Below are 21877 nucleotides of genomic sequence, written 5' to 3'. Positions count from 1 at the left end.
CTTTCAAATGTATTGAAAGGTATTATTATTTTGCTTTTGGTGAGCATCCTGCCATTGTTGAAATCTTCACTGCTTCAGTAGGAGGAAGACTTTTATTTCTTTCTACAAGGCTTTCTACCATTTTTCTGGCTGTTTCTGTGTAGATATCGGCAATCTTAGATCCTTCCTGAAGAGCAGCAGGTCTTCCTACGTCTCCAGCTTCTCTGATACTTTGGATCAACGGAATTTCTCCCAATACAGGAATTCCAAGATCTTCAGCTAAATATTGTGCTCCCTGGTTTCCAAAGATATAATATTTGTTGTCAGGAAGTTCTTCAGGTGTAAAATACGCCATATTTTCGATTAATCCAAGCACCGGAATATTGATACTCTCCATCTGGAACATCGCAATTCCTTTTCTTACGTCTGCCAAAGCAACATGCTGAGGTGTACTTACGATCACTGCTCCTGTTACCGGTACTTCCTGAATGATTGACAAGTGAATGTCACCTGTTCCCGGAGGCAGGTCTATTAATAAGAAATCCAGTTCTCCCCATGCAGCATCTCTGATCATCTGGTTTAATGCTTTTGAAGCCATAGGACCTCTCCACACTACCGCCTGATTAGCTCCTGAGAAATATCCGATAGAAAGCATTTTTACTCCATAGTTCTCAATAGGTTTCATCAAATTCTTTCCATTTACTTCTACAGAAATTGGTTTTGCACCTTCTGTATCAAACATGGTGGGAACTGAAGGACCATAGATATCAGCATCCAATAATCCTACTTTGAAGCCCATTTTTGCCAACGTTACTGCCATATTTGCAGAAACTGTAGATTTTCCTACTCCTCCTTTACCGGAGGCAATAGCGATAATATTTTGAATTCCCGGAATTTGTTTTCCTTTGATCTGACTTTGCTGAATTTCACTAGGTTCCGGAGAAACGATTTTAAGTTTTAAATGAACCTCTTCTCCAAACTCACTGGCAAAAGCCTGTTTCATTGCAGCCTCCAGTTTTTTCTTTTCGTGCATTGCAGGCGAATGAGCAGTCATGTCAATATAAACATCATTACCCATAATCTGAAGATTATTCACCAAATCGTCTACTTCTATTTCTTTAAGGAAATCCTGAACCTTTTCTTTCGTCAACATATAAATATAAATTGTTTACAAATTTACGCATTTTTCACCTATTTAGAATAAGTAAACACAATCATAGATAAATTCTTTTGTAAACACAGACCTTCAGCCCTTTATATATCGGCAATTATTATCTGAAATAGGTTACTAACGGAATATTTTTATTCCAGAATTCACTGGATTTTAACAGCCAGGAGGTAGAGAAGAAAAACAATGAGGTGGTTTCAAAAATAAGGGTAGAATACGTTAGAAATTGATTCGCGGAAGCTGAGTCATCTCCTAAAATAGCAATAAGCCCAATGCAGGCGAGACTGATGAGTATTCCCCAGCCGCAACATTTGTAATACAGGTTTCTACGACTTTTTTTGAGTACTTCTTCTTCGGAAATAGGCTCTCCATCCTGTTCTTTATCACTTTTTTGAAAAAAATAAAGACAAAAAACGGCAAAAGACACGAAAAGCAGCCCTGCACTGATATAATGTACCCAGCTGAACCAGTCCTGATAGTTAGCCTTATCTATATTGATGTAAATATTTCCTCCATATCCATTAAATTTTGTTGGAAATACAGCGACCAATACCGCCATTACTCCGGCAAAATTTGAAAGCATATTTTCATATCTGTCTTTTCCTCTGTAGGTAGCGAATAATCCACCCAGAATACATAATGTTCCAACAAAAATCACATGCCCGAAACTGTAGTAATAATGGCTTATACTTACTTTAAGCGGATGTTCATCATTCAGAAAATAGGTGGTCATAAAAAGAAGAAAGGAAAGGAGAAATCCGAGTAATCCGATAAACATTCGTAATTGGTAATAGGAGATCAGAACGCCGTTATTATCATCTGGAGCAGGTTTTTTAGAATGAGTTTCCATGACTTTGTTTTTTGAGGTTATCGTTTGTTTTGAGGTTATAATGAAATCGTTATTTTATCAATAATTTTCACATTTTTGTCCGGATCCAGTCTGAAATTGTCTTTGATAAATTTCTTTGGATCCTTAGTAAGCATCTCTTTTTGTAAATGAGAAGCCTGTTTCTTTTTTAATAAATTCATCCATTGGTATGTTTTTTTGATAGCAACTACATAGATGACAATTTCTTTATCTGTTATTTTAAACTTCAGAAAGTTTTTATTTCCTGTATTGATTTTCCCTGATGAGATTTCGGTTACATACAATTTAAAAAAATGATATCCGAAAAGAATATACCATCCAAAAAGTATGGACTGCAAAAGAGCGGAAATGATCAGTTGAGAAACAAAATAATCACAGCCCGCCGGAATTTTAAAGAAATTTTTTATTTCATTAATAGGAATAAAAGACAAATGGCTGTCCTCTAAAAAAGTAAATCCATAAGTTGGAAGCTTCATAAATACAAACCATTGAATAACAATAGATAATATAAACAAAAATCCCCGTAGAATTTTGCTCGTCCATTCTTCCTTCCCTGAACATTCTGTATTGGTGACTTTGGTGATGGTAAAATGAAAGATGACAGGAATTAAAAATAAAATTAACCCTTTTAAAATAGAATCAGAGTAACAATGGGTATAGGTAACAATTAATGAGAGAAAAAACAGCAATACGGTAAATTCATAATTAATGATAAAGAAAATAAGGTTCCAGAATGTTTTTTTACCGGATTTTTCTTGAGATGGATATCTGCCATCCAGTTTATAGGTAAGTTCCGTAGTCGTTGTATTTTGCAGGATAGGAAGGGTGATTGTATCTTTTAAAAAATCGGTAACATGTCCGAAAGCACCGCCACCTCCTGATGTAATATAATGTTTGATCTCTTTATCATAGCCTTTCTCATTTTCATCTAATTTATAATGTGAATAATGATGAATATCTCCTGTAAGCACTACATCAAAAATAATTTCTGATTTTATATTACTGCCCTCCAGCTTTCTGACAGCTTCTTTCATTGTTCTGATGATATATTCCAGACTATCCATACGCTGTCTTCTCTTATGTCTGTCTTTTATCTGATAATTGTACCAGTAAGGTTCTGCAATGAGCAGGATAATGTGGTTTGTATCATTTCCTTTTGATATTTTCTCGACATATTCAGTAAAAAAAGTCATCTGAGGAATATCAATATCACCGAGCAATTGATTGTCAATACCCATTAAGTGAACATTATCCCTTAGTGAATAAGCGAAATAGCTTCGGTTCTGTACGGTTCTGTAATCACTGATTTTACTTCTCTGGCACATCAACCTGAAAAAAGCACTTAAACCATCGTACCAGTCATGATTTCCCGGTGTGGCAATGAGTATCGGGCCTGCTTCTTTTGTATCAGGAGCAACAAGTCTTAAAGGTCCTTTGAAGCGGTCTCTGTAATTGATTTCAGAGCCTACGGGATATACCAGATCACCTCCCACTACCAAAACAGATCCCCTTTTCAGTTTGATTTCAACCTCATCCTCAACATCTCTGTTGAATTCATTTTTAAAAGAATAGATATAGCTGTCTCTTGTCAGATGGTAAAAAACAGAGGTGGTAGCATCAAAGCCATCGCCGGTATCTGCAATGAAATCAAACCAGAATTCATCTTCAGGTTCATCACAATTATTTTCTATCAGTTCTCTTCCGGTATCTTTTCCCAAAGCGGTCTGCATTTCTCTTTTATCAATGATAGAAAGGATATCTGCAGAAAGAGAAACCATTCTGAAACTATTCATCAGCCCGGTAAAATCAAACCATTTGACAGGTTTTTGAGGAATAAAGTAATAAGGGTATTTCTCATCAACATCTTTAAATATTTTCACTTTTTTAGAAGCGTATAGACTGTCTTTAAAGTAAAATATCAGAAACGTAACTGCAACAAGCAGCAGAAGGTAAAAAAACAATGTTTCCATCATATTTTGTATTAAGTTGGTCTTCGTTTCCCCAGTTTTGTTATACTTAAAAAATTTTCGAGTATTTCGAACCGGGAATTATTAGTTTACCATCAAATGTATGAAATTTGGAATTCGAATCATATAACACTTTTGTGGTATTTTATCCGTTAATAAAAATATTTATGAATAGATATTTAAAATAAAATAATTAGATTTATTAACACCATTATCATTGTAAAACAATTGTTATGAAAACCAATACCTACCCTTCCAAATATGCACTGCCAAAAGGAATTTTTACAGTCGGAAAAACGAAATTCAAATGGTATGATCTGGCTGGTGACCCTGCAGAAATCTCTCCACAGGACATCCATAATGCCCGATTATGTGTGGAATATGCTGAAGAAGACTTTCAAAATATTGATGATCTGGGATTTATCATTATGCATCGTTGCGGAGAAAATTATCTTCTCCTGGTATGTACGTGGCGAAGTGAAAATGAATTATGGGAAAGTGTTTATTATGACGGTTCCGGAAACTTTGAAATATGGGACAGAAACAAAACCCACCTCCCTACTTACTGTGTTTGGGAAATGGGTATTGTATATCATGAATCCCAATCCTGGAAAAAATATCTGGGTTCTGAAAGAGAAGAAAAAGACAAAGAGAAATATCTTACTGATTTCTTTGAGGGAGAAGTATAAATATTTCCATATTGAGATTCTTCCTTTGTCAGAAATCGAAGATTCGACGTAGTCAATGACATGCATCGAAAAAATAATTTAAAATCAGGTGATCAGTTGGCTCTGTTTTTTTCATCAAACTTTACATTGCGGTCTATTCCTTTTACTTTTTTATTTCCGAAAGTATAGGTTGCAGATACCGTAAGTCTCCTGGCATCATAATAATTATTGTACGAATGAGTTCCGGTGGTGTAATAGATTTCACCCAGACTTTTCCCTTGCTTCAAAATATCAGAAACAAACACATTCAGCTGAAGACTTCTTTCCATAAAGCTCAGTTTCAGACCCGATGTAAAATTGCCGGCAAATTTCATATATGAATTTCCGGAATTGGAAGGCAGACGGAACCAGTAATTTAAGATCAGCTGTATCGTTTTGCCTGGGTTGAGTGATATATTATTCTGAAAATCGAAATCATAGCTGTTTCCTTTTCTGGAAAGGGCATCGGTTGCAAAAACGTCAGTATTCATATAAGAATAATTGGCCGAATAATTAGCTTCCCATTTTTTGAAAAAAGTATCGGAATAATTAAGAGAAATGCCCATGCTATTCTGATTATAATAATTTTCAAAAGTGCTTACCCTGTTTTCCCCTTTCAGATTAGCCAGCTGACCAAACGCTTCCACTGTTCTCTGAAAATAAGCGGATGCCGATAATTTCCCTTTATAAACATAAGAAAGTTCAAAATTATGATTAATGGAAGGCTTCAGGAAAGGATTTCCTGTGAAATAGGAATTGATATTGATGTACCAGCGATACGGATTAATCGCACGAAATCCCGGTCTGTTGATCCTTTTGGAATAATTCAGGCTGAAAGTATGATTTTCATTGCTTTTATAGCTGATATAGGCAGTAGGGAAAAATTTCCCATAAGAGTTTTCGGTCTGCTGTCCGGAAGTTAAAGAATTCCCATTGACTACAGAATACTCATACCGTAAACCTGCTTTTGCCGACCATTTTTCGTTGAATGATTTTTCAAAACTGATATAAGCTGCATAATTTTTTTCATTATACTCAAACTCGTTACTTTTCAGTGGATCTGTAATGTAGTCTCCATTTGTTAAGTTCTGATAGAATATACTAGAGTTATTATCAAAATTTGTGAATTTCACACCTGTTTCAGTCTTTACGAACTGGTAAGGCAGTGTAAGATCTGCCTGTCCGGAATAAATTTTATAATCCACCATTGAGGGTGATTTTACGACAAATCGATCGCCAGAACTTTCTGTAGTCGTAAAATCAATGGTCGTTTCCGGAGTATTGGAAAAATAATTTCCTGTAATGCTCAGTTTATTATCCTGTTTCCCGAATTTCAGGTCATAGTAAACACTTGTAGTATGTTGTCTGCTGGTAGCCCTGTGCTCTGCATAAGTAAGTAAGGTATTGGTATAGCTGCCATTTTGAAAATAGTCTGAAGTATTGGTGATATTCATATTGGAATGCCCGAATCCGAAATCATAAATAAATCCGACATTAGACTTCTTCCCCAGCTGATAATCCAGACTTAAGTTAGCTCCAAGACCATCTCCGAAATCACTTCTGTTATCATTACTTTTAAGACCATCTGCACCTTCTATCCAATAGTTTTCATAAGAGTGCTTTTTATTTTTATTTTGTCTTAATTTCAATGAGGTTCGCAGTTTTTCATTCTGATAATTCAATGTCACACTGTTTGAATGTCCGGTATAGGTCTGCTGCTGAAGGCTGGAGGTCAGGCTTCCACTCCATCCGATATTCTGATTTTTCTTTAAAACAATATTGATCAGGCCGCTGTTTCCCTGCGCTTCATATTTGGCAGGAGGAGAAGTAATGACTTCAATTTTTTCTATATTTTCGGATCTGAGGCTTTTCAGGTAAGTAACCAGCTCAGCATCTGACAAATTCAGAATCCTGTCGTTGATCATTACTGCTACTCCACTTTTGCCAACAATGGAAACTCCGGTATTGTCATCAACTTTTACCAAAGGCGTTGTTGCAAGAGCATCCACGCCATCCATTCCCTGTGAAGCCACCGAATTGGAAACGTTGAAAACTAATCGGTCAGCTTTTCTCTCAATCAGTTTTTTTCTGGCAGTAAGTGTAACCCCTTCAATCTGTTTTTCATTCTTTTTTTCAATAAAAAAATCGTGTTTCACCTCACCACTTACCATCAGCTCCTTACTGGATATTTCTGCACCGTCCTGGATAATCTTAATATTATAGCTCCCGTTTTCTGAAAGCCTCAGTGAATAGTTTCCTTTTTCGTCTGAAATAGCGGTCTGTTTTTCTTGACCTTTTACAGCAATCACCTCGACATAAGGAACCGCATTTCCGGTTTGGATGATCTTCCCTGTTATTGTCTGGGCAAATGCAGCTACCGGCAATAGCATGATTACAGTAAGTAATGTCTTCTTCATGAATGATAATAGTTTTCTATAAGACAAGCTAGACTTCTGTTTTATTACCTCTGTTTTGCTGTTTTTCAATATCTTCGCCTTTATAAAATCAGAACATGAAAAAAGGGCTTATAGCATTTTCTTTATTTATTACTCAGATCATTTCCGCACAGAATTACTCCCAATATGTGAATCCTTTTATAGGAACCGGAGGCCATGGCCACACTTTTCCAGGGGCAATCGTTCCATTCGGGATGGTACAGCTTTCTCCGGATACAAGAATTGACGGAAGCTGGGACGGATGCAGTGGATATTATTATTCGGATTCCGTGATCTATGGTTTTTCTCATACCCATCTGAACGGAACCGGAGTTTCAGATTATGGAGACATTATGCTGATGCCTACGATGGGAAACCCAAGTCTGGACAGTAAAAATTATTCCTCAAAATTTTCGCATAAAAATGAAAAGGCTGCTGCCGGATATTATGCTGTTAAATTAGATAAACATAATATTGGAGTACGCCTGACAACGACAAAAAGAGTTGGTTACCATGAATATACCTTCAATAATGCAGGTGATGCCAATATTATTTTAGACCTCAACCACAGAGATAAGCTTCTGGAAGGGGAAGTAAAAATCATTGATGATAAAACCATTGAGGTTTTCAGAAGAAGTGAAGCCTGGGCCACCAACCAATATATCTACGCCAGAATTGAGTTTTCAAAACCTATGAAAATTTCCAAGAAAGAAGTCAACGGAAAACAGGAAACTCATCTTTTTACCGGAACAAAGCTTGCACTGGCATTTTCAACCAGTGTTAAAAAAGGAGAAAAAATTAATGTAAAAGTTTCTATTTCTCCCACAGGATATGAAGGAGCTGGCAAAAATATGCTGGCAGAAGGACAATCAAAGGATTTTGATGCTGTAAGAAAACAGGCAGAAGCCAATTGGGACAAAGAGCTTTCAAAAATTGAAGTGAAGTCTGATGATAAAAATAAATTAGCTGTTTTTTACACCGCTCTTTACCATGTTTTCACACAACCAAACATCAATATGGATGTTGACGGAAAATACAGAGGCAGGGATAACAAACTCTACACGGCAAATGGCTTTGATTATTATACCGTATTCTCACTTTGGGATACCTTCAGAGGAGCTCATCCTCTGATGACTTTAATTGACCGAAAAAGAACTGCAGATTTTATCAACACGTTCATCAAACAATATGAACAGGGGGGAAAACTTCCGGTATGGGAACTGGCATCCAATGAAACAGAATGTATGATTGGCTATCACTCCGTTTCTGTAATGGCAGATGCTATGGCCAAGGGAATTCAGGGGTTTGATTACGAAAAGGCTTTTCAGGCTGCAAAAGGTTCTGCCATGCAGGACATTTTTGGATTAAATGCTTACAAGCAAAATAATTATATCAGTATCGATGATGAGCATGAAAGTGTTTCCAAAACTGTAGAATATGCCTATGACGACTGGTGTATTGCTCAAATGGCAAAAATTTTAGGCAAAAAAGAAGATTATCAGTATTTCATGAAGCGTTCTCAAAACTGGAAAAATCTTTATAATCCTAAAACAGGGTTTATGCAGCCAAGAAAGAACGGAAACTGGTATGAACCTTTTGATCCTAGAGAAGTCAATAATAATTATACAGAAGGGAATTCATGGCATTATTCTTATTCCGTACAGCAGGATATTCCGGGACTTATTGCAGCTCATGGCGGAAAAGAAAAATTTGAACAGTTCATTGATGCCATCTTTACCGCTCCGGATAAAACCACTGGAAGGGAACAGGTAGATATCACAGGATTGATGGGACAATATGCTCAGGGAAATGAGCCAAGCCACCACATTGCTTACCTGTACAATTTTGTAGATAAGCCAGAAAAAACAGATGCTAAAATAAAATATATCCTTGATAATTTTTATAAAAATACACCTGACGGATTGATTGGAAATGAAGACTGCGGCCAAATGAGTGCGTGGTATATTCTAAGCTCTATGGGAATTTATTCCGTTACCCCAGGATTACCGGAATGGGAAACGACAATACCTTATTTTGATGAAATCAAGCTTCATCTGGAAGACGGTACGACAAAAATCATTACTAAAAACACCAGCAGAGCAGAGCTTAAAAAACTTGGTTTCGAAAATGTGAAACCTGTTAAGGACTTTAAATATGCAGAACAAACAGCTTCGCCCGTGATCGCAGCTGACAGAATCTTTGATTTTTCTACCAAAGTTGAGATCTCCCCACTGAATCCAAATGACAAGGTATATTATATGACCATGGATGAAAGCGACAGCAATAAAAGAAAGACTTTCTCTACTTACAAAGGGCCATTCTCCATCACAAAGACTACTCAGGTAATGGCTTATGCCGAAAGAAACGGAGAAAAAAGTTCTGTAACCACAGCCAATTTCAACAGAAGACCGAATTATTGGGACATTAATATCATGTCTAAAGTGACTCCACAGTACAGCGCTACCGGAAAACTGGCTCTTATTGACGGAATCAGAGGTGATATCAACTGGAGGAAAGGTGAATGGCAAGGCTATCAGGGACAGAATTTTGAAGCAATCATTGATTTCAAATCTCCTCAGCAAATCAAATCACTATCTTCCACCTACCTTCAGGACAGCAGAGCATGGATTCTGATGCCTAGAAAAGTAGAATATTACGCTTCCATGAACGGGAAAGATTTTATTCTTCTGAAAACGGTTGAAAGTGACATTGATGCTAAAGATGAGAAGGTACAGGTCAAAGATTTTTCTACAGAAATTCTTCCTACTGAAGCGAGATACATCAAAGTAAAAGCCTACTATTTTGGAAAACTTCCTGAATGGCATCAGGGAGCAGGAGGAGATGCTTATATTTTTATTGATGAGATTTCTGCAAAGTAAGGAAGATGGAAGAGTGAAGCTGGAGGTTTCTATTTGCCGGATTACTTTTTAAAAGTTGGCTTGTAGAAATTTTAGATTTTAAAAAAATTAATAAAATAGACTGATTTTAATCCTTAGTCTTTCAGAAGCTTCCTTCTTCCAGCTTCCCATCATAAAAAATCGGCCTTCGAAAATTCGAAGGCCGATTTTTTATGAATTCATTCTTTCCGACCATTGCAGGACTTCCGGAAGTTCCATATCAGAAAATTCTATGTGGATCACTCTCCTTTTCTTTCCGTTGGTTGTCCGGTTAGAACCGTGAAGCGTTAAGGGTTTCATGATCATAATTCCGCCTTTTTCAACATTGCAAATTTCTTCTGTTTCAATCGTCCAGTCGATGGTTTCCGGTCTGTAAATACCTTTTGCGTGAGACTTTGGAACTACTTTCAAAGCTCCATTATTTTCGTCCGTATCGTCCAGATGGATTCTTACAGTATAGATATTTTCCAAAATGTGTAATGGAGGCTGTACTGCAAACTGATTCTTTTTGGTTGTCCATGGACCGAAATCAGGCAGGTCCAGTTTTTTATCTACAGAAATAGTCAGATCCTGATGATAAGCTACATACCAGTTGGAGGTTTCAGGCTTATCAAAATAAATACTTTTGACCACAAAATATTTTTCTCCGAAGATTTCCTTAACCACTTTCTGAATATTTTCATTAAAAATCAGGTCTTTGATTTCCGGAACTTCTTTTAAAAACTGTCTTATAGCGAAAAGATCTTCAGACTTTCTGAAATTCTCTTTTGAGGTATCTATATGCTGCAGAACATGGTTTATTTCTTCAAGTTCTTTCTGTGAAAACACATTATTGATAACAGCAAAGCCATATTCAAGAATATGGCTTTTATTGTTTTTTAAGTTTTGTAAACTCATTGATATTTAAATTTTGTCTAATGGCTCTGTTAATTGTCCTTCCCATTTGGAAACTGCAGAAGTTGCCAGTGTATTTCCTAACACGTTGGTCATACTTCTTCCCATATCACAGAAATGGTCAATTGGTAAAATCAAAGCAATTCCTTCCGGTGGAATACCAAACATAGAACAGGTTGCCACAATAATTACCAGAGAAGCTCTCGGAACACCTGCAATTCCTTTTGAGGTAAGCATTAATACCAATAGCATGGTGATCTGCTGTCCAAGGCTCATTTCGATCCCATAGATCTGAGCAATAAAGATTGAAGCAAATGTCATATACATCATACTTCCATCCAGGTTGAATGAATATCCTAAAGGTAAAATAAAGGATACTACTCTGCTGTTACAACCGAATTTTTCAAGCTCTTCCACCAATTTCGGGAACACTGCTTCTGAACTCGTTGTAGAGAAAGCGATCAGTAACGGTTCTTTAATTCTTTTTAAAAGGTCAAAAAGACGGTTTCCTAAGATAAAATAACCCACCAGTAAAAGTACCAGCCAAAGAACTGCTATAGCAAAGAAGAAATCTCTCAGATAAATAGCATATACTTTAAAGATTTCAAAACCATTGGTTGCCACTACTGCTGCAATAGCTCCCAATACTCCCAGTGGAGCAAACCACATGATATACCCTACCATTTTAAGAATTGCGTGAGCGATGATATCAAAAAGCTTTACCACAGGCTTAGAATACTCTTCTCCTAAATTCGCAAGTGCAACTCCAAACATCACAGCAAATATCACGATCTGCAATACTTCATTGGTAGCAAAGGCTTCAAATAAACTTTTAGGAATCATATGCTTTACAAAGTCTTCCATGGAGAAACTTTTACTGCTTTTAAGAAGTTCATCAGCAGAAGATACGTCCTGAATCGGTAGTTTTGTGACATGTCCCGGCTCAAGCCAGTTAACAAGGATTAACCCGATAAAAAGGGAAATCAGAGAAGCGGAAATAAACCAAAGCATTGCTTTTGTTCCTACTCTTCCAATCATTTTAATATCACTCATTTTGGCAATCCCCACTACTAATGTCGTAAAAACCAAAGGAGCAATAATCATCTGTACCAATCTGATGAAAACCGTTCCCAACAATTTTATGTTCTTAGCAAAAGGTTCCGCATTCTCAGGATATTTCACATGTACAATACCTCCGATTCCTACTCCAACAAGAAGGGCAATGATAATTGCTATAAAAAGTTTATTCTGTCCTTTCATATATATAGTTCAATTTGCGCAAATATAATGGTTTTTCAATTGGCAGAAGATTTTCTTCAATGTGGATTAATTTTACATTAAGTTTTTAATCCCTAAAAATTAAAAGCCTGGTTTAGAAAATATTGTAAAAAAATTAAAAAACATTTATTGAATTTTTATTCTTTTGGTACAAATTTTATTATTACATTTGATTGTATAACAACATTAATAAATATACAATATGAAAAAAACTATTGCAATGGCTGCATTAGCTGTAGCTGTATCTTTCGGTGCTATTTCTTGTAAAAAGAAAGTTTCTGATGCCGACCTTCAGACTCAGGCTACAACGGTAGTAACTTCTAATCCCAATGCTTCTGTTGAAGTAAAAGAAGGTGTAGCTCACTTAAGCGGTACTTTCGCAGACCAGCAGTCTAAAGACGCGATGATCACAAAATTAAAAGCGATCAACGGAGTAAAAGACGTAATGGATATGTCTACTGTAGCTGCTGCTCCTGCTCCTGTTGAAACTTCTTCTGCTGTAGATCCTGCTGTTCAGAAAAAAGTTCAGGATGCGGTGAAGGATTTCCCTTCTGTAAAGGTAGAAGTTGTAAACGGACAGCTTACTCTTACAGGAAATGTTTCCGGCCTGCAGGCTAGAAAAATCAAAGAATCTGTAGATGCTTTGAAAATCGGAAAGTATAACAACAACCTAATCGTAAAATAATTTAAGATGAGCGAATTACAAGATAAATATTCAAGCGTAGTTTCAGCGGCACAGTCTGCAGGGATCGCCAATCTTCAGGTTCAGGAGCAGGACGGAATTCTTTATGTTTCCGGAAATGCTTCCAACACCGCGGCTAAAGATGCTGTATGGAATGCTTTAGGAGCTATTGATTCTACTTATTCTGCTTCAGATATCAATATTGATGTACAGGTTGCAGGTCTTACTTCAGGAGCTTCTTTAACAGTAGCAACAGAAGATTCTAACCTGAATATCAGACAGGAACCTTCTACTGAAGCTGCCGTAGTAGGTAAAGCAGCTAAAGGTTCTTCTGTAACTTTAATTGAGCAGACTTCTGATGACTGGTGGAAAGTGAAAACTGATGACGGCCAGGAAGGATATGCTTATTCAAGATATTTAAGAGCATAATTTTTATTAAAAAATAATAAATTTTCACAAAAAAAGCATAGAAACATCCCAACTTTGGGATGTTTTTATATTTTTACGGCTCTGAAAAAAAAACTAATGAAGAAAACTCTGCTGCTATTGACTTTGATGTTCACAGTCATTATTCTGCACGCCCAAAAATTACACATCGATGGAAAAATATCCGATTCTGAAAAGAAAGCGATAGAAAATGCCACCGTTTATCTTTTGAAAGAAAAAGATTCATCCATTGTCAACTATACAGCAACCAATAAAGAAGGTAAATTTTCTCTGAAGATAGACGATGTAAAAGAACCTTCCATTCTTAAAATTGATGCTGATAAATTGTCGTCCTATTCAAAAAAATTTGATAAAATAGATCAGCCCCTATCCTTAGGAGATATTCAGCTTGAAAAACAAAGTATTGTCAACAATATTGATGAGGTAAAAATCACGGCATCACCGGTAAAAATTAAAAAAGATACTATTGAATTCAGTGCAGCGGCAATCAAAGTACGGCCTGACAGTAAAATAGAGGAACTTCTGAAGCAGATTCCCGGAGTAGACATCAGCAATGAAGGAAAAATTACAGTCAACGGGAAAGAAGTGGATCAGATCATGATCAACGGCAAACCTTTCTTCGATAAAGACGGCAAAATTGCCCTGCAGAATTTACCTGCAGATATCATCAAGAACATTCAGTTTACAACAACCAAGACAAAGGAAGAAGAACTGAGCGGGCAAGCAGCCAAATCTCAGAACACTACTATCAACTTTAATATTGATGAAAAAAAGAATAAAGGATTACTGACAAGACTTACGGTCGGATACGGGTCAGACAAGCGGTATGAAGCAAGCGGACTGGCCAGTTATTTTAAAGGAGACACAAAAGTAAGTATTCTTGCATCATCCAATAATATCAATTCACAAGGGTTTTCCAGGGATGAAGTTTTTGACAGTATGGGGAACGGGCGGAATGCCTGGATGATGCAGGGCGGATCAGTCTCAACGGTAGGAAATGTGACGTATTATAATCAGGGAGGCGGTACAAGAGGAATTCAGCGGTCTACCACCATAGGATTGAATTACAGTGATAAAATGGGGAAAAATGCTGATCTGGATTCTTTCAGTCTGATGCATTCGGATTCTAATACGGAGACAAGATCCAAGGTTTCCAGATCTACTCTTCTACCCAATTATACGCTTCAGACCAATTCTGAAAGTAATGGAGAAAATGAATCTAAGCAATACAGTTTTGATACTTCAGTCAAAATCAAGCTGGATTCTATGACAAGTGTTTATTTTTCCCCGAGATTTACTAAAAACAGCAGTTTTAATTTCAATAATTCACAATCATCCACTTTGAAGAATGGCAGCCTTCTGAATGAAAGTAACTCCTATTCAAGTAATGATGCGGAAAGCAATTCATTTAATCCATACATCTATTTTTCCAGAAAATTTAAGAAAAAAGGAAGTGTGCTTTCAGCCAATATGAACAGTTCTATTTCTGAGTCTAAAAGGGATAACCTAAACCAATCCCAGAACACATTTTATGACCAAAACGGGATAACAAAAGATAATCGTGACCAATTAGCCAAAAATAAAAATCAGAACAGCTCATTCAATTTCAGTGCAGGATATTCAGAACCCGTTTCCGATTCGTCCAGTGTAAATTTTAAAATAAAATATGAAGCGAGATCAGCGAGGGATTTAAGGAATGTAAACGATTTTGATAATGTAACCGGAGATTACACTAAATTCAACCAGCTTTTATCGAATAATATGAAGCAGAGAATCAATCAGATTTCTCCTGAATTGAGCTATCAAATCAATAAAAATAAACTCAACTTCTGGGCTTCGGTGAATCTTGACATTTCAGATATGAAGGTAAACTCTATCTACAACGGACAGCAATATGACCTGCAGAAAAATTTCGTGTTGCCCGAATATAATCTCAACCTTTACTATCAGCTTGGGGAAGGTAAAATCTTAAGTATCTATAATTACTCTAACTTCAACATTCCGACTGCAGAACAGCTGACTCCTTATAAAGATGAATCCAATCCTTTGATTACCTATCAAGGAAACCCCAATTTGAAAAATACCTGGATCAACAATCTTTATCTGTATTTCAATAATTATAATAAAGTAAAAAACCTCAGTTACTATTTCAATATTGGCTTTACGTACAGGAATAATGACATCATCAATTTTTCTACTTATGATAATGCAGGAAAACAGATCGTTACTTATGACAATGTAAGTGGAAATAAAAGCATTAACGCCGGCGGGGGCTTTAGTAAAACCCTGAAATGGAAAAATGACAAACTGACCATTAACCCAACATTCAACATGAATTATGCTTACAATAATGGTTTTATCGACGGACAATCTTTCACCAGCAATTCATACAATCTCAATCCTGGTCTTAATCTTGTGTATGAGATCAAAGATAAAATGACGATCAAACCTTCTTACCGACTTGGATACAGCTTCTCAAATTATACCAATTATAATTTAAAAAGTATAAATACAGCCAATCAGTCATTAAAACTGGAACTTACCAATTATTTGCTGAAAGGCAATTTCGTATTTGGAAACGATTTTGAATATAATACCAACTCAAATATTGCTCCCGGCTTTAAAAAGGATTTCTACTTCTGGAATACCAGTCTGGGTTATTCATTCTACAAAAAACAGTTTACAGCAAAAGTGAAGATTTATGATGTTTTAAATCAAAATCAAAGTGTGAGAAGAACCATCACAGATTCTTATTTTGAAGACCGTGAAGATCTGATTTTGAAACGATATATCATGTTCTCTATCAGCATGAAGCTGAATAAGTTTGCCGGTAAAAAAATGCAATAACACAACACCATACTTTTATATATATATTTTTGATAATGGCCGGATCTTTCCGGCTATTTTTATGAATCCAGAAAAGATTGATCAATAACCGTGTTTTTATTTTTAAATTAGCAGCAAATTTTTTTTATGAAGATCCATATTTCAGTACTATGTATTCTTTTTTTCATTCTTGGAAGAGCTCAGAAGACGGAACAGAAAGATACTTTCGTTAAAGACAATTTCACCAAGAAAGAATTTTATATTCCGATGCGTGATGGAGTAAAGCTTTTTACAGCTGTATATATCCCGAAAGATATATCAAACAAGAACAAATATCCGTTTCTGATGCAGAGAACCTGCTACAGCATTGCACCATACGGAGAGAGTGAATATAAAACAAAGGTAGGTCCCAACACTTACCTTATGAAAGACAAGTATATCTTTGTATACCAGGATGTGCGCGGAAGATATATGAGTGAAGGTACTTTTACCAATATGACTCCACAAGTAGAGCGTAAAACCAAAAAAGATGTAGATGAAAGTACAGATACTTATGATACCATTGAATGGCTTTTGAAAAACATCAAGGACAACAATGGTAAAGCAGGTCAGTTCGGAACATCTTATCCTGGATTTTATACTGCTGTAGGAACATTATCACAGCACCCTGCGCTGGTAGCTTCTTCGCCGCAGGCTCCTATCTCTGATTTCTGGAATGACGATTTCCTTCACAACGGAAGATTTATGTTAGGCTATTTCAGGACATTCCCTGTTTTTGGCGTTCAGAAAACACAACCTGAAAAACAGGCCTGGTATATGGATTCTTTCATCAAACAGACTTCCGAAGACGGATTAAAATTCTACAGAGACATGGGCACCCTGAAAGAGGGCTATGAGAAATATTATAAGAATAATTTCTTCATGACAGAAATTATGAATCATCCCAACTACGATGAGTTCTGGCAAAAAAGAGGTCTTCTTCCTCACCTGAAGAATATCAATCACGCTGTAATGACTGTTGGAGGATGGTTTGATGCAGAAGATCTTTCAGGTCCTTTGAATATTTATAAAACCATTGAAAAAACAAGTCCTAAAGCTAAAAATACAATTGTAATGGGACCTTTTTCTCATGGTGGATGGTCTCAGGAACAGGGTAAACATTTCCACAGTGAAACGTATTTTGGAGACAGTATTGCAACCTACTACCAGAAAAATATTGAAACCAGATTCTTCAATCATTATCTGAAAGGCAATACAAAAGAAGATGCCGGACTTCCTGAAGCGCTGATGTATGATACCGGAGCTAAAGAATGGAAAGAATTTGCTTCTTATCCGCCTAAAAATGCTCAGAAAGTTAATTTCTATTTAGCTGACAACACCTTGAAAAAAACTTCGGGACAAGGATATTCTGAATATTACAGCGATCCTAATAATCCTGTTGTAAGCTCAGATCACCTGAAAGATTTCAATGGCTTCACTCCGAAAAATTATATGTCGGAAGATCAGAGATTTGCAGTAGGAAGACCTGATGTACTGACGTTCACAACAGATGTTCTGACTGAAGATATGGCATTTGCCGGAGAAATTATGGCCAAACTGAATATTGCATCCTCTTCTACAGATGCCGATTTTGCAGTAAAGCTTATTGATGTATATCCTGAAGATTTCAAACCGACAGAAAAGAAAGACGGTGTTATCTATGGCAATTATCATCAGATGGTAAGAAGTGAAATAATGCCTGCCAGATTCAGAAATACAAAAGAAAAAGGAGAAGCATTGGTTCCTAATCAGAAAACAGCTGTTAATTTCAGACTTCAGGATGTAGTTCATACCTTCAAAAAAGGACATAAAATTCAGATTCAGATCAGCAGTACATGGTTCCCACTTTTTGCTATCAACCCACAAAAATTTATGGATAATCCAAATTTTGCGACCAAAGAAGATTACACTAAAGCATTTATCAAAGTGTATGATGACAGCTCAATTGAGGCTGAAGTTTTAAAATAAATTGAAAAAGCTGTTCGTTTGAACAGCTTTTTTGTTTTTGAAGACTTGAAGTATATTTTTAGGTTTTGGCTAAAGCCGGATGAAGATGTTCTTTCTGTTCAAGTGGGCTGAAGCCCGCTACTATTGATAAAAAAACATATAATAATTTATTCTTCAATTGTTCTGAAGGTCAGGTTGACTCTGGGAGTTTTCACTTTTGTAGTGGGTGGAAGCCTGTGAAGCCAATTATCCTGAGTAGTTCCTTTCATAATGAGCAGACTTCCATTTTCCAGAAATATTTCGGTCTTTTCTTTGGTCTTTTTATGTTTGAATAAAAATTTCCTTTCTGCTCCAAAGGTCAGAGAAGCAATGGCACCATGTTTCTTCAGATCTGTTTCACCATCACTGTGGTAAGCCATTCCCTCGCTTCCGTCATGATATAAATTGAGCAGGCATGAATTGTAAGTCTCACCCGAAACTTCTTCACATTTCTTTTTTAATTCTAATAATTCCGGAGTCCAGAACTTTGCATATTTTGTTCTTTTCGAATAGGTATATTCAAAAGGCTTTTCTCCGAACCAGGCAACTTTTCTTTTAGTCAGAATCAATTTACCAAAGATCACTGCCTCATCATTTTCCCATGGAATCTGATTGAGGAGATAATCATAATAAAAATCCGATTGTTCTTTAGAAAAAACCTTTCCGTAATAATGAACGGTTCCGTCATGTGGAAGTATATTGAGAGGATAGTCTGATATTTCTTCGAACAGGCTCATCATAGTTTTTATAATTTAAATGTATTTATGATTTTTTATAGCTAAACACAAATAGCTCAAATATTTTTCACAAATGGCACTATAGATTTTGCATCAATAGAAACGGACTTTAGTCCGTTTAATCAGAAATAAAAAATCCATTGGCTTTAGCCAAAATTAACCTTTTCAACCGCAAAAGTCACAAAGAATTTTATACTTAAGTATTTTTAAGAATAATTCCTGCATATAAAAATACACTTAAGTTTTTGAAAATATAAAATTTTCATTTTATGAACTTTAAGACAAATAATTTGAACTTTAATCCTTTGTAAAGTCTTTTGTACCTTTTATGGTAAAAATATGTTACGAGTACATCTGTGAACCTTCCCAGCCTACGATCAACTGCTTCCTTTCACTTCCCCAGCGATATCCGCCAAGATTACCGGTAGACTGAATAACACGGTGACACGGAATAAGAAATGCGACAGGATTACTTCCAATAGCAGTTCCTACCGCTCTGGAAGCTTTTGGATTTCCTATTTTTTCAGCCAGGCTGCCATACGTTGACAGTTTTCCCATCGGAATAGTCAACAGGCTCTCCCATACTTTAAGCTGAAAATCGGTTCCTTTTAAATGTAATTTTATAGTATTGAGTTTGGTCCAGTCTTTATCGAATATGGACAGTGCGTTCTTTTGAAGGGCATCTTGCCGCTCAGTAAAAGAAGCATTGGGGAACTTTTGTTTCAGCTCCCCGAATGCTGTTTCTTTATGGTCTTCAAAAGCCATATAGCAGATTCCTTTTTCTGTAGAAGCTACTATTATATTTCCGAAAGGACTTTCAGAAAAACTGTAATGAATACTAAGGCTTTTTCCACCATTTTTATATTCTGCCGGAGACATACCTTCTACCTTTACAAACAGGTCATGAAGCCTGCTGGTACTGGAAAACCCTGTCTCATAAGCGGTATCAAACAAACTTGCTCTTTCTTCCTTCAATAGGTTTTTGGCATGTTCAAGACTGATGAACTGCAAAAACTTTTTCGGACTTGTTCCTGCCCAATCTGTAAAGATCTTCTGAAAATGGGCGGGGCTCAAGTGAATATTCTCTGCCACTTCCTCCAAACTTGGCTGAAGCCTGAAATTGCTCTGGATATATTCTATCGCTTTAGCAATTCTGTTATAATCTATCTGACTTTGTGTGGACATCGTATTGTTATTTTACCTCACAAATTTCCAAAGAATATACGGCAGAAAAAATCCGATTCTTGCGGAATATTAGTTGTTGTTATAAATATCGTTATAAGCAAGCATTTTATAATATAGCTTAGCAGCAAGGAAAGCCGTTGGCTTAGCCATTGGAGAATCCATTAATTCTACAATATCAAATGCCACTACATTACATTTTTCAAATACTTTTCTCAATAACTCCAGTGTCGGATACCATTGTAATCCGCCTGGTTCAGGAGTTCCTGTAGAAGGAGCAATAGAAGGATCAAAAGCATCTAAATCAATTGTGATATAAACGTTTCCTGATACTTGTTCCAATACATCATTGATCCAGTTTTCGTTGTTCGCGATTTCGTGAGCAAAGAATACTCTTCCTTCCGGTAAATACTGAGCTTCTTCAGCATCCATAGAACGGATTCCCACCTGAACTAAATTATGTTTCTGGTTAGCTTCAAACACCGCACAAGCATGGTTAGAAGTAGAACCGTGGAATTCAGGACGTAAGTCTGTATGAGCATCAAACTGAAGAACTGTAAGATTGTCATATTTCTCTCCTACTGCACGGATAGAACCGATAGAAACAGAGTGCTCCCCACCAAAAAGAGTAAATAACTTACCTTCATTGTTCAAAAGTTCTTTTGTTTTCTGGTAAACAGCTTCTGTCATTGCTTCCGGACTGGAGTTTTCAGAAATTTCTCCTGCCAGGTATACTCCCTGAAGATAAGGTTCTGTTTGGGTTTCAATATCATAAAGCTCCATGTTTTCAGAAGCATCTAAGAATAATTCAGGACCTTTATCAGCTCCTTTTCCCCATGTTGAAGTTCCATCATAAGGAACAGTTACCAACATTACTTTCGAATTCTCTAACGTTGCGTTTTCCTCGGGAATTCCTGCGTATGTTTTCATATATAATTATTAATTAAAAAATTAAATGATTGAAAAATTAAAAGATTCCACAAAGATACAAAATAGTACCTGAGTTATAAATAATGAACGGTTTGTTATGAATTTTTAACCTTCCTTTCTATTTTTAAATTTTTAAATCTTTCAATGTTTAAATTTTAAAGTTATTTTTGCACAAAACTTTTAATATGTCTTTAAAAGCTGTTCTTTTCGATATGGATGGAGTAATTGTAGATACAGAACCATTACATAGAAAAGCTTATTTCAAAACGTTTGATGAATTGGAAATCACGGTTTCTGAAGAATTGTATACCTCTTTTACCGGAGCATCAACCAAAAGAGTTTCTGAAACCCTGATCAATGAATTTAATTTAAATCAGACTTATGAATCCATTGCAGGAATCAAAAGATCTCATTTCAAAGATTATTTTTATAATGATGATGAATTTGATTTAATTCCGGGGGTAAGAAACCTAATTGAACATTATCATGAAAATGGAATAAAACTTATTCTGGCTTCTTCGGCTACCATGGTAACGATCAATATGGTTTTTGAAAAATTCGGATTGGAAAAATATTTCAGTGGAAAGATCAGCGGTGCCGATTTAAAAGAATCAAAACCTCATCCTGAAGTTTTTTTACTGGCTGCAGAAATGGCAGGCGAACCTGTTGAAAACTGTATGGTCATTGAGGATTCCACCAACGGAATTCTTGCCGCGCATCGGGCTAAAATTTTCTGTGCGGCTTACAGAAGTCCACATTCTAAAAATCAGAATTATACATTGGCAGACACTGTAGTTACTGATTATGAGGAACTCGAACTTGATAAAATCTCTACGTATTTCTAAATAAAAAGCT

General features: G+C 36.2%; 16 protein-coding genes. 7 read left to right on the top strand and 9 right to left on the bottom strand.

Translation table 11 applies throughout. The features are described 5' to 3' along the window. Nucleotides 1-25: 25 nt before the first annotated feature. The 3 genes from ACPF63_RS02790 to ACPF63_RS02780 form a co-directional block, all read right to left on the bottom strand. On the bottom strand, nt 26-1132 hold the full coding sequence (locus ACPF63_RS02790; protein ID WP_077419283.1) for an Mrp/NBP35 family ATP-binding protein: 1107 nt from the start codon (nt 1130-1132) through the stop codon (nt 26-28). A gap of 118 nt (nt 1133-1250) precedes the next feature. Next, complete coding sequence (locus tag ACPF63_RS02785) at nt 1251-1997, bottom strand: hypothetical protein (protein ID WP_426481902.1); 747 nt, start codon at nt 1995-1997, stop codon at nt 1251-1253. 35 nt (nt 1998-2032) lie between these two features. Beyond that, nucleotides 2033-3988, bottom strand: coding sequence for a metallophosphoesterase family protein (locus ACPF63_RS02780; protein ID WP_426481901.1), 1956 nt, complete (start codon nt 3986-3988; stop codon nt 2033-2035). A 227-nt stretch (nt 3989-4215) separates the two neighbouring features. Here ACPF63_RS02780 and ACPF63_RS02775 point away from each other — a divergent pair, with 227 nt between their 5' ends. After that, nucleotides 4216-4671: a hypothetical protein gene (locus ACPF63_RS02775; protein WP_426481900.1), complete on the top strand. Its 456-nt coding sequence runs from the start codon at nt 4216-4218 to the stop codon at nt 4669-4671. A 92-nt stretch (nt 4672-4763) separates the two neighbouring features. Here the strand turns inward: ACPF63_RS02775 and ACPF63_RS02770 are convergent, their stop codons facing one another. After that, complete coding sequence (locus ACPF63_RS02770; protein WP_426481899.1) at nt 4764-7106, bottom strand: TonB-dependent receptor domain-containing protein; 2343 nt, start codon at nt 7104-7106, stop codon at nt 4764-4766. 95 nt (nt 7107-7201) lie between these two features. Between ACPF63_RS02770 and ACPF63_RS02765 the strand changes: the two genes are divergently transcribed. Continuing rightward, nucleotides 7202-10003, top strand: a complete 2802-nt coding sequence (locus ACPF63_RS02765; protein ID WP_426481898.1) for a GH92 family glycosyl hydrolase — start codon at nt 7202-7204, stop codon at nt 10001-10003. 189 nt (nt 10004-10192) lie between these two features. On the opposite strand, the gene ACPF63_RS02760 is transcribed toward ACPF63_RS02765, so the two are convergent. Both ACPF63_RS02760 and ACPF63_RS02755 read right to left on the bottom strand, forming a co-directional pair. Further along, nucleotides 10193-10918: a phytanoyl-CoA dioxygenase family protein gene (locus tag ACPF63_RS02760; protein ID WP_426481897.1), complete on the bottom strand. Its 726-nt coding sequence runs from the start codon at nt 10916-10918 to the stop codon at nt 10193-10195. Between the two features lie 6 nt (nt 10919-10924). After that, nucleotides 10925-12175 (bottom strand): dicarboxylate/amino acid:cation symporter, encoded by a 1251-nt coding sequence (locus ACPF63_RS02755; RefSeq protein ID WP_077419276.1) that lies wholly within the window; start codon nt 12173-12175, stop codon nt 10925-10927. A gap of 220 nt (nt 12176-12395) precedes the next feature. On the opposite strand from ACPF63_RS02755, the gene ACPF63_RS02750 reads away from it, so the two are divergent. The 4 genes from ACPF63_RS02750 to ACPF63_RS02735 all read left to right on the top strand — a co-directional run bounded on the left by ACPF63_RS02750 (nt 12396) and on the right by ACPF63_RS02735 (nt 18155). Next, nucleotides 12396-12878, top strand: coding sequence for a BON domain-containing protein (locus ACPF63_RS02750; protein WP_077419275.1), 483 nt, complete (start codon nt 12396-12398; stop codon nt 12876-12878). A gap of 6 nt (nt 12879-12884) precedes the next feature. Next, entirely contained in the window at nt 12885-13304 is a 420-nt protein-coding gene (locus ACPF63_RS02745) for an SH3 domain-containing protein (protein ID WP_077419274.1), read from the top strand. A gap of 96 nt (nt 13305-13400) precedes the next feature. After that, nucleotides 13401-16169: an outer membrane beta-barrel protein gene (locus ACPF63_RS02740; protein WP_426481896.1), complete on the top strand. Its 2769-nt coding sequence runs from the start codon at nt 13401-13403 to the stop codon at nt 16167-16169. Nucleotides 16170-16295: 126 nt separating this feature from the next. Next, nucleotides 16296-18155: a CocE/NonD family hydrolase gene (locus ACPF63_RS02735; RefSeq protein WP_426481895.1), complete on the top strand. Its 1860-nt coding sequence runs from the start codon at nt 16296-16298 to the stop codon at nt 18153-18155. A 146-nt stretch (nt 18156-18301) separates the two neighbouring features. Here ACPF63_RS02735 and ACPF63_RS02730 read toward each other — a convergent pair whose 3' ends face one another. The 3 genes from ACPF63_RS02730 to speB form a co-directional block, all read right to left on the bottom strand. Continuing rightward, complete coding sequence (locus ACPF63_RS02730; RefSeq protein ID WP_219073252.1) at nt 18302-18910, bottom strand: alpha-ketoglutarate-dependent dioxygenase AlkB family protein; 609 nt, start codon at nt 18908-18910, stop codon at nt 18302-18304. Nucleotides 18911-19252: 342 nt separating this feature from the next. Next, nucleotides 19253-20095 carry a bifunctional helix-turn-helix domain-containing protein/methylated-DNA--[protein]-cysteine S-methyltransferase gene (locus ACPF63_RS02725; RefSeq protein ID WP_077419271.1) on the bottom strand — a complete coding sequence of 281 codons (843 nt, stop codon included), beginning with the start codon at nt 20093-20095 and terminating at the stop codon, nt 19253-19255. Nucleotides 20096-20164: 69 nt separating this feature from the next. Then, the gene (gene speB / locus ACPF63_RS02720; protein ID WP_426481894.1) at nt 20165-21022 is read right to left on the bottom strand and encodes an agmatinase; all 858 of its coding nucleotides are present in this window, start codon (nt 21020-21022) and stop codon (nt 20165-20167) included. 185 nt (nt 21023-21207) lie between these two features. Here speB and ACPF63_RS02715 point away from each other — a divergent pair, with 185 nt between their 5' ends. Then, a complete protein-coding gene (locus ACPF63_RS02715) occupies nt 21208-21867 on the top strand; it encodes an HAD family hydrolase (RefSeq protein ID WP_426481893.1) in 660 nt (219 codons plus the stop codon). The last annotated feature ends 10 nt before the right edge of the window (nt 21868-21877 follow it).

The sequence above is a fragment of the Chryseobacterium sp. R2ACT005 genome, assembly GCF_049949215.1.
In the GTDB taxonomy this organism is placed as follows: domain Bacteria; phylum Bacteroidota; class Bacteroidia; order Flavobacteriales; family Weeksellaceae; genus Chryseobacterium.
The sequence above is the reverse complement of the archived record's forward strand: the minus strand, read 5'-3'. Positions and strand labels throughout refer to the sequence as shown.

Excerpts from the sequence above, each read along its gene's own strand:
- ACPF63_RS02760 (WP_426481897.1), bottom strand. The coding sequence starts at position 10,918 with ATGAGTTTACAAAACTTAAAAAACAATAAAAGCCATATTCTTGAATAT.
- ACPF63_RS02735 (WP_426481895.1), top strand. The coding sequence starts at position 16,296 with ATGAAGATCCATATTTCAGTACTATGTATTCTTTTTTTCATTCTTGGA.
- ACPF63_RS02765 (WP_426481898.1), top strand. The coding sequence starts at position 7,202 with ATGAAAAAAGGGCTTATAGCATTTTCTTTATTTATTACTCAGATCATT.
- ACPF63_RS02790 (WP_077419283.1), bottom strand. The coding sequence starts at position 1,132 with ATGTTGACGAAAGAAAAGGTTCAGGATTTCCTTAAAGAAATAGAAGTA.
- ACPF63_RS02740 (WP_426481896.1), top strand. The coding sequence starts at position 13,401 with ATGAAGAAAACTCTGCTGCTATTGACTTTGATGTTCACAGTCATTATT.
- ACPF63_RS02730 (WP_219073252.1), bottom strand. The coding sequence starts at position 18,910 with ATGAGCCTGTTCGAAGAAATATCAGACTATCCTCTCAATATACTTCCA.
- speB (WP_426481894.1), bottom strand. The coding sequence starts at position 21,022 with ATGAAAACATACGCAGGAATTCCCGAGGAAAACGCAACGTTAGAGAAT.
- ACPF63_RS02750 (WP_077419275.1), top strand. The coding sequence starts at position 12,396 with ATGAAAAAAACTATTGCAATGGCTGCATTAGCTGTAGCTGTATCTTTC.
- ACPF63_RS02785 (WP_426481902.1), bottom strand. The coding sequence starts at position 1,997 with ATGGAAACTCATTCTAAAAAACCTGCTCCAGATGATAATAACGGCGTT.
- ACPF63_RS02780 (WP_426481901.1), bottom strand. The coding sequence starts at position 3,988 with ATGATGGAAACATTGTTTTTTTACCTTCTGCTGCTTGTTGCAGTTACG.
- ACPF63_RS02725 (WP_077419271.1), bottom strand. The coding sequence starts at position 20,095 with ATGTCCACACAAAGTCAGATAGATTATAACAGAATTGCTAAAGCGATA.
- ACPF63_RS02755 (WP_077419276.1), bottom strand. The coding sequence starts at position 12,175 with ATGAAAGGACAGAATAAACTTTTTATAGCAATTATCATTGCCCTTCTT.
- ACPF63_RS02770 (WP_426481899.1), bottom strand. The coding sequence starts at position 7,106 with ATGAAGAAGACATTACTTACTGTAATCATGCTATTGCCGGTAGCTGCA.
- ACPF63_RS02775 (WP_426481900.1), top strand. The coding sequence starts at position 4,216 with ATGAAAACCAATACCTACCCTTCCAAATATGCACTGCCAAAAGGAATT.
- ACPF63_RS02715 (WP_426481893.1), top strand. The coding sequence starts at position 21,208 with ATGTCTTTAAAAGCTGTTCTTTTCGATATGGATGGAGTAATTGTAGAT.
- ACPF63_RS02745 (WP_077419274.1), top strand. The coding sequence starts at position 12,885 with ATGAGCGAATTACAAGATAAATATTCAAGCGTAGTTTCAGCGGCACAG.